General features: G+C 37.8%; 11 protein-coding genes and 1 pseudogene. All 12 read right to left on the reverse strand.

Translation table 11 applies throughout. The features are described from left to right. Nucleotides 1-2 precede the first annotated feature (2 nt). Nucleotides 3-596, reverse strand: a complete 594-nt coding sequence (locus EJL04_RS15325) for a sugar transferase (RefSeq protein ID WP_125105579.1) — start codon at nt 594-596, stop codon at nt 3-5. 49 nt (nt 597-645) lie between these two features. Beyond that, a complete protein-coding gene (locus EJL04_RS15330) occupies nt 646-1,785 on the reverse strand; it encodes a glycosyltransferase (RefSeq protein ID WP_125105573.1) in 1,140 nt (379 codons plus the stop codon). A gap of 88 nt (nt 1,786-1,873) precedes the next feature. After that, nucleotides 1,874-3,166, reverse strand: a complete 1,293-nt coding sequence (locus EJL04_RS15335) for an RNA polymerase sigma factor sigma-70 region 4 domain-containing protein (RefSeq protein WP_241210028.1) — start codon at nt 3,164-3,166, stop codon at nt 1,874-1,876. Nucleotides 3,167-3,366: 200 nt separating this feature from the next. Beyond that, nucleotides 3,367-4,599: a glycosyltransferase gene (locus tag EJL04_RS15340; RefSeq protein WP_125105574.1), complete on the reverse strand. Its 1,233-nt coding sequence runs from the start codon at nt 4,597-4,599 to the stop codon at nt 3,367-3,369. Then, nucleotides 4,596-5,735, reverse strand: a complete 1,140-nt coding sequence (locus EJL04_RS15345) for a glycosyltransferase family 4 protein (RefSeq protein WP_125105575.1) — start codon at nt 5,733-5,735, stop codon at nt 4,596-4,598. The genes EJL04_RS15340 and EJL04_RS15345 overlap by 4 nt, the downstream gene beginning before the upstream one ends. Before the next feature lie 14 nt (nt 5,736-5,749). Then, complete coding sequence (locus EJL04_RS15350; protein ID WP_125105576.1) at nt 5,750-6,937, reverse strand: hypothetical protein; 1,188 nt, start codon at nt 6,935-6,937, stop codon at nt 5,750-5,752. Nucleotides 6,938-7,051: 114 nt separating this feature from the next. Further along, a complete protein-coding gene (locus tag EJL04_RS15355; RefSeq protein WP_125105577.1) occupies nt 7,052-8,029 on the reverse strand; it encodes a glycosyltransferase family 2 protein in 978 nt (325 codons plus the stop codon). Further along, complete coding sequence (locus EJL04_RS15360) at nt 8,026-9,156, reverse strand: glycosyltransferase family 4 protein (RefSeq protein WP_021855282.1); 1,131 nt, start codon at nt 9,154-9,156, stop codon at nt 8,026-8,028. Before EJL04_RS15360 ends, EJL04_RS15355 begins: the two co-directional genes overlap by 4 nt. Nucleotides 9,157-9,166: 10 nt before the next feature. Then, on the reverse strand, nt 9,167-10,105 hold the full coding sequence (locus EJL04_RS15365) for a glycosyltransferase family 8 protein (protein ID WP_021855281.1): 939 nt from the start codon (nt 10,103-10,105) through the stop codon (nt 9,167-9,169). A gap of 1 nt (nt 10,106) precedes the next feature. Further along, nucleotides 10,107-11,069 carry a glycosyltransferase family 2 protein gene (locus EJL04_RS15370; RefSeq protein WP_125105578.1) on the reverse strand — a complete coding sequence of 321 codons (963 nt, stop codon included), beginning with the start codon at nt 11,067-11,069 and terminating at the stop codon, nt 10,107-10,109. A gap of 57 nt (nt 11,070-11,126) precedes the next feature. Further along, nucleotides 11,127-12,119 (reverse strand): glycosyltransferase family 2 protein, encoded by a 993-nt coding sequence (locus EJL04_RS15375; protein WP_021855279.1) that lies wholly within the window; start codon nt 12,117-12,119, stop codon nt 11,127-11,129. A 35-nt stretch (nt 12,120-12,154) separates the two neighbouring features. Then, nucleotides 12,155-12,255 (reverse strand): annotated as a pseudogene (locus tag EJL04_RS15380) (IS1595 family transposase); the annotation flags it as partial.

Raw genomic sequence — 12,255 nt, forward strand, 5'->3', positions numbered from 1 at the left:
ATTTAGAATTTCTTTCCAGATATTATCGATGACACTGTAAGTATGATTATCTTTAAATCCAGCCATAATGAACGTTCACGCAGATACTTAAGATCCATTCTGAGACGCTCAAGCATCTTTTCCATCGTATCTGTATATCCATTGTATAATGTAGCCGGAGAGAAAAGTCCCGGCCTTAGCTGATAGAGTAGTTCGTAGTCAGGGTTGATAGCCCTTATCTGGTCGACAAAGTATTTACGCTCCGGACGCGGCCCCACAAAACTCATGTCTCCTTTTAGGACATTCCACAACTGGGGGAGTTCGTCTAAATGATGTACACGCAAGAAGTTGCCGACCTTCGTAAGTCTCATGTCGTTTTTCTGGCATAAGGCAGGCTTTCCGTCTGCCTCAGACATGACGTTCATTGAGCGAAACTTGTACAACGTGAACGGCAAGCCTCCATATCCGACACGCTCCTGTTTAAAAATAGCCGGACCACCATCTTCACGTTTTATAAAGAAATATATTATCAAAAAAGCAGGCGATGTAACTATCAAGCCTCCAAGACTGCATATTACATCAAAAATACGTTTTAACATACATGCCCCAAGTGACATTTTCTTGTGCTGACAATTATTTTTATCATTCATGTTTATTAGTTTTCAGTTATTGTTTAGTTTCTTTCATTAATCCGTCGTAAAGTTCTTTGCATTTAGCTATCATTTTCTCTTTAGTAAATAGCTTTTGGTATCTGTTTAAGGCTCCTTCTGAGTATCTGTCATAAGCGGCACCATTCTCGGCAATGGCCTCAATAGCCTTTGCCAAGGCATAAGCATTACCGGGAACGACATTGATGCCAGACTCTTCGTGTGCATTTACCCAAGACACTCCCGAATGAGGAATTTTTGTAGCAACAACAGGCTTTCCGCATGACATCGCCTCAATCTGAACGATGCCGAAAGCTTCTGTCTTCTGCACGCTGCTCAAGCAAAACACATCGCAGGCTCCATAATATGAAGGCAGTTCCTCGTCGCTTACGTGTCCTAGCAGCTTGACTTTTCCACGCAAATGCATTGAGTTTATCTCTTCCTGCAACTTCTCGCGTAAGGCACCCGTACCGCCGATAAGTATCATGTAATTGTCTTTAAGATATTTTGTTGCCGCAATAAGGAATTCGTAGCCCTTATAGGTTACCAGACGTCCTAAAGAAAAAATAATCTTCTTTCCTTTATATCTGTCTTTTATCTTCCTTACACCGGCAGCATCCGGACACATAGGGTCGACGCCTATAGGCAGACACACTGTCTTGTGCTGCACTTTCCGTAAGAACGGAGATTCAGACAAATATACCGGTGACGTGCCGACAATCTTATCAGCCCTTCTTATCAGCCATTTTTGTAACGGAGAATATAATCTCAGCAATATCCTTTGTTTCTGAATATCGCTGTGCCAATGCAGTACGACCTTACCTTTATATCCAGACAACAGCAAAGCCAGGCAGGCCATCGGGTCAGGATGGTGCACATGTATAATATCATATTGGTCTTGTACTTTCTTTAACGCAAAAATCATTGCAGGAGAAATCATCGTGGCTGCTATCTTCGCCAACGTATGGCAACAGATGACTTTTGCATGCTCATTCACAGAAATAGTTCTACTTTCACCATTTGTGGCGGCACACATCATATCACAATACACATTCTGCTCCGACAATCCAGACATCAGGTCGTATGCGACTTTTTCCACACCACCACATATCGGGTAAAACTTACCCAACTGTAATACTCTAAAATTATTGTTAATCATATAAGTTTCTCTTTCGACATTTGCCGAAAAGCAGAATCAGCGTCTGCTTAATTTAAGTTCAGTTAATTTGATTGGTAACAAACATACGTCAAAGTAAATCACGATGACGACTAATCACTTCCGGATAATTACGCCGGATATAGCCTCCAAGACTATTATATGTCAAGCCCAGCCGTCTGGAAATAGATTTCAGACTTTCCGGCGTTGTTTCATACAGCTTCATCGCGACGAAATATTTTTCCTCACTCCTTCGGGATATTTTCTTTCCTGATGCAGAACACGTCATACCCTGTCTGGCTGCCAGCTCCGGCTCATGCTTATTCAAATATTCTCTGAAGACATCTGGCCGGAAGCCAAATTCAACGGCAACCTTAGCTATCGGACGAGGATTTTGCCTGAGGCTCTCTATTGCGCCTTCATATTTCACAGCCACGGTCTTTAAACGTCTTTTCGCCTTACGCAAATCGATATTTTCATCTACATCGCCTGCAACGCCCAAACGTTCAAGAACCAAGTTCTTATGCCATTTATGCAAATAAGACCGGAAGCCTTCTGACGAAACGCCGGCATGCCTCGCAATGTCTTTCATGGTCATCGTCGTGTTTTTATATAAGTCTAAAGCCTCAGCATATTTCTTTTCCGTTGCAGGAGCAGGCTTATACATCCTTCCGTTGCCTGTCAGTTTGCCAAAAGTCTTGGTTGCCTCTGCCACTTTACGCCGCTGCCGTTTCTGCTTGAGGATGTCGCTATGATAAAATCTCATATGCTGACTGAAGCCGCTGAGCGAAACCTTGCACGCCTCGGCAATTTCCGACATTGTCATGTCTGTCTCTTTATACATTCTCACAGCCTCTGCATATTGCTTGATGCACTTCTTACGGGCGCCATGAGCCGTATTGTCATTTATTCCAAGCTGCTTGCGCACTTTTTCGCGCCACACTAATGTGTCATGATAATGTATACGCATAAAATTGGCCATCGCTGTTGCATCCAGACCATACTTGCGTGCAATTTGAGAAATATTCAGGTCAATAAATGTCAATGAATCACATGCAGCTACAGCATCCTTATACTTCATGTGGGCATTAATGTTCTGCTTTCCCGTCTCTATTATTTTCACATTCTGCAAACTGCTGTTATTCACAGATATTCCGTGGTGTCTAAAGACCAGTTCACGCCAGTAACGCCGCAGATAACTGCCTAATCCACCTACAGAAACATTACAGATTTCTGCTATTTCTTTCAAAGGTTTGTCCGTTTCGGCATATAGCTTCACCGCCTCCTCATATTTCTTATGTAAAGCCTGCCGGCGTTGGACAACCGACTTTTCTCTCTTTGTCAATGACACCAGGTCTTCTTGACAGTTTTTCAGTGTATTCATAGTAAATTATTTTTCACCGGTCACTCAAGAAAAGAGTTCAGTCGTTTCATCAGTTTACGCAAAATAAACTTCTGTCCGTTTTATCCAAGGTGCAGCAAGACATGCAATACAGACACCATAAGGAAATAAAACGGAAAAAATAAATATCTGAATAAGCTGTAAAAAACGGTATACTTAAACCCTTTAAACCGATCTGGTTTTTAAGTATTCATCAATTCCTCGTATAAACAAAAATAATCGGCATAGCGTTCTTCCTTCTTGAAATTCTGAAGGGCATATTGCCTGCATGATTTTTGATAAAAGTCTTTTCCACGCTGACAGATGGCACGCACAGCCTCAAGCAGTCCTTTCACATCCCCCTGTTCAACTATAAGTCCCGTAGAGTCTGTTACAGCCTCAACGCTGCCTCCTGTACGATAAGTCACCACAGGCGTGCCACATGATATAGCCTCTAAGTTCACCGTTGGATAATTATCCTGCCACGTGGGATTGACAAAGGCATCGGCAACTGAATACAACTGAGCAAGCTGATGAATATTTTCGGTCCTGCTTATTCCGATTATGTTCCGTGGAAGTTTCTTCTTTTCCTCTTCTTTCATTCCTACGAGCACAATAACCTCATCATCATTCAGCAGTTTGCTCAATTGCATAAAATCATCCAGCCCCTTCTCTCTGCTCCATATACTTGCCACACCTAAGAATATGCGTTTTCCTTTCAGTCCATATTTCTCAATAACCTCTTTGTCGGGACAGACATTAAAGATATCGGTATTTATGCCGTTATGAATCACCCGGAAACGATATTCACTCAAAAACGACTTTGACATCTCCGTCTTTATCCAGTCGGAAACAGGCACTATGACAAACTTGTCCCTGGGCATTGATGTGAAAGCAGCCTTTTTATCCTCAAAGTTTCGCTTACTTCTGTCAAATACAAGACTTGCAGGAAAATCCTTCCGCTGTGGGCAATTTCCGCATCCTGTCTGCCATCTGTCGCATCCGGCATAAGAGTAATAATAACAATGCCCTGTGTAAAGCCAACAGTCGTGAACGGTCCACACAACAGGTCTGCCGCACTGCGACAGGTAATCGAACAAGACACGATAATTCAGGAAGTAGCCATGAATGTTGTGTATATGTATTATGTCCGGATTTATCCGGTCTATCTGTCTGACAAACTCATGAGTTGCGTGCGTTGAAGCCAGGCCATGCCTGTCAAACAAACGCGTCTGAACGCCATGCCATAGAGTGCTGCATATACCGCCAACAGGAATAATTTCCGATTTACAAGGTTTTATTCCGTCGCGTCCCTTGCCGTAAGCGATATAACTCTTCCACCCGTTCTGCAGGGCCAGTTCGCCTATTTCCTGCATTATGCGTCCCGTTGATGTTGAGACACGTAACACAGGATTTATCTGAAGTAGCTTTTTCATCTCTCAGTCAAAGAAGTAAACATGCTTATCCATTTATTCATTACCGTTTCTTCTGAATAAGTGGAAACAACATTTAGAGCGTTTTTCGATAGTCTCTTTCTATATTCCTGGTCAACCATAACCTTCATCATGGCATCTGCCAGTGCCTGAATGTCTCCGTTTCTGACCAGCAAACCGTTTTCACCATCCTTGATGATGTCCTTTGGACCGCACTTACAGTCAAAAGCAACAGCAGGAACCCCACAAGCCATTGCTTCAACCAATACCATACCAAAACCTTCATAATTTGACGTCATCACAATCAGTGAACTTTTAGCATATTCACAACCTATTGAATTTGTCGGACGATTTATCCGCATTGTACCCTGTAGATTTCTTTCGTCTATCATCTGCTGCAGCATCTCCTGCCATTCTCCCTGACCGAAGATGTCGAGACGCCAGTCGGCAAAATAAGAGTTGCGCTGAACTATCTCCCATGCACGTATCAATCTGTCAAAGCCTTTCTGATAGTCAAGTCGGCCTACGGCAATTATCCGCTTCGCTGTCACATCCGAATAGCGGTCGCTCACATGCATTGCCGCGTTAGGTATCACCTCAATGTTCGGCAAATTGCCCCAATAACTACAATCTTCGTATGTCAGCACAACAAACTTGTCAAACCTTCTTACAATACGTTCATCCTGCCGTGTGCGCCATTTGTCTATCCATCCCAACAGTCCCTTTCGTCCGTATTGCAGACGGAAGAACTTACAGAAATGCAACTCAAGCACCTTCTTGCTGCCGTCCTTTATATCGGGGATAAACGACGATTCCGACGGATATAGCGACACCACGATGTCTGCCTTCTCCCTTTTCAGCAACTCCGCCAGCTTACGTTTATGTACCTTCCTTTTGCGCAGATATCCTGCTATCTTTCTCCATGCTCCCCTGTCGTTGTCGTCCGAATAATTTATGTCCAGATCTGTCATCCTCACATTATCAGGAAACGGATAGAACGGCGGCCGCTGATGCTGGTCTGTAGTTACAATGGAAACATCCCATCCGCAAATCTGCGAGAGATACGTTACCTTGTTCAGCAGCACACGCTCCATTCCACCGGGGTTGTATGTTGAATGAGTGCAATAGATTATTTTCATGATATTACATTATTCTATAATGATTTCTGCACAGCCATTTGGCCATCGTCTTTATCAAGACATAGGAACAGGGCAAAAACCAAAAATATATCTGTTGAAACTTTAAACCATACAATAAAGTTCAATAATAATATTACAAAAAATAGACTGCGGTATGATGCAAAACGGTTCATACAAACTTTACTTGCTTTAATCATAAAAAGAATAAAAGCAATAAGTCCTGCCAACCCAAAATAATATATAAACCTCAAGTATCCTACATCTGTATTTTGGTAATATCCATGCCATGTCGGACCTATATAATAAGGTTCTATACCATTCGGATTATCAAAATAGCCGTCTCCAATAATCCAAGTTTTCAGATTATCTGGAAAAACATACATATTTTTTAGGATTTCGTTAGAATGAACATCCCATTTACCTTCTTCAACCAAGCTAAAAAATCCTTCAAAACCGAAACGTAGATTCTCACGGAAAGCAATATTTGTATTATATCCGTAAATCATCAACAAAAGCATGACAAACATTATACCAAGAAACCAGCTATATAAATGAGCCATATTTGAATCAAACCTTAAGGTATAAATGCGAGATATATAAATCAGATAAGCCAAAGCGCATATTGCTCCTATAGAAGTCGTACGAGAAATCATACTCCCTATCACAGCAACAATCACAAAAGCTACCATATACAATCCAATATATTTACTTTTTTCTGTTTTGGCATTCTTTGTCAAAAAATATACGATCATCATCAAAATGACAGAGAAACGTGAACCAGCAACATCTAAACTGGCACCAATACCATACATTCTGTCTTTTAATTTTCCCATAAATCCCGTACTTCCTAAAAAACTATCTACAAAGGCTTTCAAAGGAGGAGACTGTGTCATCGCAAAGGCTATCAGGCATTGGGTAACACATACCACAATCAAATAATTACATAACAATTCCACAGAAATATGTCCATGAAATTTTTTGATGGCTTGAATAACCACGTATGCACCTGAAAGCCAAACCAACATTGATACAATATAAGTAGCGTATGTATAATCATGAGTGTCATTCCATATTACTGAAAAAAATCCGATTAATGATACAACTCCAGCCATTATGGCAAGGTTAAAAATATCCTTATTAATCAAAGATTGGCCTTGACGTGCTAATTGAACAATCAATATTATTAGTCCTATACCTGCCATAACCATCTTGGTATTGGCTCCCGGCAAAAAGGTAAATTCAAACGGGAAAAAATAAAAACTGGTTAATATGGTAAGTATCACCATTCCAACCAACCGCAATATCCACATAGTTCTTTATCTATAAATCAGTCCGTATATCACTTTATGTACACATTTGTAATAGAGCCATACTGCCCAAAATTGATTCTTCCATGCCAACCATTGCAGGCAACGGCTTCGCAATGACAGTTGTTTATTCTTAAGAATATACTTGTTTGCATTTGGATACCAAGACTGCCATAATTTATATTTTGAAAAATCATCAGTAATCAAGAATGGGAATTTCACATCCAGTTGAAAGAAAGCCATTTCTTTCTTCAATTGTTCTCCGAACATCCCTTGTAAATCATTTAACAATAATGATACATTATATTGCAATTCCTCCAAATGCCTATTAGAGTATGTCTTGCTGAACGCTCCGGTATTAAGCTGCACATAATGATAAAAGGCTTTGGGTAAATAAGCTACTTTAGAAGCCCGAGCAAAAAGACGCATAATAGTCATGTCTTCTCCCATACCGTATCCAGCAGGAAATTCTATTTTATTTTCCACATATAAGGATCTACGTATCAGCTTATTCCACACATTAAATTTCATAACCCCACTCAACATGCCTTTCAGTGCATCAATAGGTGTATGAAATTCCGGCTGTTTCATATACCGCTCGTTCTTAGCAAACGACAACCACCAATCACACCACACTATATCCGCATCAATATCAGTTGCCTTGCGGTAAAGTTGATCAAGCATATCCGGCTCTACGAAATCATCGCTGTCGCAGTGGAAAATGTATTCTCCTTGAGCCACGGCAAGACCTGTGTTGCGTGCTGCAGGCAACCCCTTATTCTCCGTATGAGTCAAGATTTTAACATGATTACTCCGTTTTGGATAATCTGCAAGTACTTTAAGTAGCATCGCAATACTTCCATCTGGTGAGGCATCATCAACAAAAATATACTCTACATCCGTCAGCGTCTGTTCCATCAATGACTTTGCGCAACGGGCAATAAAAGGCTCAACCTTATAAATTGGAACAATTACAGATATTTTCATTTCTTTAATATGGTTTCAAACAAGGAAATCCATTGTGGTATAATATTTTCTTGCGTAAATCTTTTCGAATTCTCAAGGGCTTTCTCGCCCATTTTTTTTCTTAATTCTTCATCCTGCATAAGAGAAAGAAGTTTCTTTCCGAAATCTTCAATATCCCCATTTTTTACCAAGAAACCGTCTTCTCCATCTCTAATAATATCTTTAGGACCACATGGAGCATCAAAACTAACAACAGGGAGACCAGCTGATTCTACTTCTACTATAGCCATGGGAAAGCCTTCATAGTTAGAAGTAAAAGCAACAATAGAAGATTCTGACAGTTCTTTGCCAACATTATTCGTCGCCCCATCAAGAAAGACAGATTTTTCTAAATTTAGATCATATATCTGTTTTGTCAACACAGGCCGTAAACTTCCCTCTCCAAAGATATGAAGAGTCCAATCAGGAACTTGTTTGGCAATCAAAGCCCAGGCATTGATCAATCGGTCATAGCCCTTTTGATATTCATATCTGCCCACAGAAATTACACGATGTTTCTCTAATTTTGCCTTTTCTGCAAAGTTCTTAGAACAAAAATTGTTAATAACAGAAACATTATTTAATTCTTTCCAATTGTCTGCATCCTCATGACTTAAAACTACGAAGCGGTCATATTTTCGTAATGAATGAATCATTTTAGGCATCATAAAATCATCTACATAACCCATTATCCCCTTTCTTCTAGTAATACGGAACATAGGTTTACATACATGAAACTCAACAATTTTTTTACTACCATCTTTTATTTTTGGTAGAAATCCCATTTCGGTACGAAAAGTTGATATGACTATATCTGCCCTCAATTCCAACAACAATTTCTTTAACCTCTTTTTATGTTGATAGAAGTTATAAAAAAAATAAAATAATTTCTTTATAAAACTGCGTTGACCATTTAAACAATAATTGATACCTAAATCATAACATTTTATGTTATTGTTAATCTTAAAATATGGTTGTTTTCCTTGTTGATCGGTAGTAACGATTGATACATCATGTCCCATTTCAGAAAGTAAATTAGCTTTACTTGATACAATCCGCTCCACTCCTCCTAAAAGGTATGTAGACGGTAAGCAATAAACAATCTTCATTCTTCCTAGTTTAAATTATACGTTTTCCATATACAAAATATCTCACCAATATTTTAATTCTTTTCCATAAAGACAATTGGTCAAATATATTCAATCGATAATAAAAGTAGTCGAAATAAAATCTTTCATCGAAGAAAGGTGATTTTCGATAATACTCCCACCAAACATCAAAGTTTATACTGTATTTTTTCCATGGCTTATGACCATTAAAATGTATGTTTCCATTATTCATCGCTTTACAAATATCTTCTCCTGACAGAATGGAGGCTATTTTATCTCTCTCTTTATTGAGAAAGTAATATAAATTATCTGTCATGTTATATTTCATGGATAGAAACAATACTTTCTCACCGCAAGTGAGATTGAGAATATCTTGATCTTGATATTTCAGTTTCTCTTTAGCAAAATTGCGGAATTTGTCAACCAATTTGTCTTCCAACATTTTTTTGCAATTCATCATAATAAATCCTGACTGCAAATATCGCCCTTGCCGCAAACCATTTACAGAAGAAATATATTTCATTCCGTCATCGCTAAAATTTAACCATACATCTTTGGTTGCAGCTAAATAATATTGCGATATATCAGAATGATACAACTCTGACAAGTCCATCCTAAAAATAATATCGGCATCTGAATATATCACTTTGTCATACTCTGTAATCAATTCTGGGATTAATAAGCGATAATATGCAGGTGTTGTTATTCCTCGGATTTCAAAAGAAGAATCAAATGTATCGTCTACCTGCTTATATTGAATACGGCAATTTTTGTAATACAACGGTAGTTTATCCAATTCTTCTTTTTTTAATTTTATATGGGCTGAATGTAAGATGAAAATATCATAAAATGTATCTTCATTAGCATTCATCATCAATGATGATATGCAAACACATGCTGGTAAAATCAAATTATTATCAAAGGCAAAAACTATAGGTACAATATTCATATCAAATTAAATTTTCTATTAATGGAAGTTTTTTATATTCTTTACTCTTTATAAATTGACAAGCATCTTTTATTGCTTTATACTTCAATCTTAAAATGCTAAAATTACATTTTAGAGCAGATATAAATAACGTAAAGCCAAAGGCATATCCAATAGAAACTAAGCTCAATAACCGACTAAAAAAGTTTCTGTCAGGCATATATATGAAACGGTGCCAGAATATCGTTTTAAAACGAAAATCAGAATATATCAACATTTTTTCTTTATCTTCATTTAGCATGGTCGATCCCGCATCTAGATGCCTTATTCCACTATGGAACCATGTTAATTGCTTTAACCCATACAGGTACATTTTATAAAACATAACCTGATCCTCACCCATAGGATATTTCATTTTATCGAGCCAAAGTTCATCTTCAAAATGAATTTTTAGAAAATCCGCCTTTTTACAGAAAAAACAAGGACCGGCATTTGTCTGAGACCAATAAACTCCGGGACTCGGATGGTTATTATAGGAATAACCAGAGTTACGCATCACCTTATATCCCCATTTGCCATCATCCTTTCTTGCTAACATTCTCCCAGAAAGCATCATCAAACATTTACCTAAGAAAGAACGTTCTGCATTTGGAAATACATCAGGAGAAATAACATCAGCATCATAATCAATTAAATACCCATACAACTGCTCTACCGCTGTTTCAGGTAAATACACGTCATCATCTAAGAATAAAACAAATTCTGTATCTACTTCATCATAAGGCAAAGCACGTTGTGTCACCATACCTTTTTTTACATAAATATATTGTTCCTTTCCAATAGTCTCTTTCGGTATTGTATAGCCTTCCGCAATATATACTAATATTTTTGAAGGCTTAACAGTTTGCCGCTTTAAAGAGTCTAATAAAGTTTGATATTTTTCTTTGGCAGTGCCTAATGTGCGGATAACAGCTGTATATTCCATTTATTTTAATTTCTTAAGATTTTGTGTAAATATGCTACCTGATCAAGAAAATAATTCTCACATAGATAATTTTATCTTTCTTATTAGAATTACAATACTTCTAATAAAATCATACAATCTATAATGATGTTTTTTTAATAAAGCTATTTGTATTTTTTCGTTTATAGAATTTGAATTAATATGTTTAATATAATACCCCCAATTAATATTTAGTAAAATCGATAATCTTTTTGGCTTTTGTACTTTATTGTGGTACAGTGCATTTAGAATACGTCTTTGGTATGAAGCAATCAACCAATTGAGATTCTTCAAAGCAATAAAATTCTTTATTGATTTTTTGGCAATCATAGATTCTACGATTGCCAAAATTTGGTTGTAAGCGAGAGTCTCTGAATCTAAAGAATTCACACGCTTTGTTAATGAACCTTCGTTGTAAGCAAAATAGCAATAATCCGTATCATTAGATATATAAATTCTATTAGAGCACAACATATATGAATATAGGAATACTGCATCTTCCCCAATATGCATACCCTCACAAAAGCGTAAACGATGTTCCTCTATAATACTTCTTTTATATAATTTACTCCAAGGAGAGGTATGCCAATTCATATCATTTTCTATAAACATGGACTCAAAATTCGTATCGTCTATCAATTTAGGTGGATACGATTCTTTATTGATATCATCACCATTATGAATCTCAGCATAAGATATCACCAAATCAACTTGCTTTTGTGAATGTTCCAATAGATTTGCCAAATAAGATTCTTTTACAAAATCATCAGCATCTATAAATACAATCCATTTTCCTTTCGCATTATCAAGTCCTATATTACGAGCAGAGCTGACACCTCCGTTTTTCTTATGAAAGACTTTAATTCGTTGATTCTTTTCTGCATATTCATCACAGATTTCACCAGATTTATCATTACTTCCATCATCAACCAATATAAGTTCCCAATCAGATATTGATTGGTTAATGACACTTTCCAAACAACGTCTTAACGTTGTTTCGGAATTATATACGGGAATAATAATCGAAACCATGCTATTATTTTTAATGAATGTCCGCAAGTTGCCAATCAATAAATTCGATGTTTAAAGTTCGCCCTATACGTACATGCGCAAAGTTCGAGCCTGTCAAAGAGTCTGAAGCCCAAATACCTTCTGTTGAACTTATAAC

The sequence above is a fragment of the Prevotella marseillensis genome (assembly GCF_900625065.1).
Lineage (GTDB): Bacteria > Bacteroidota > Bacteroidia > Bacteroidales > Bacteroidaceae > Prevotella > Prevotella rara.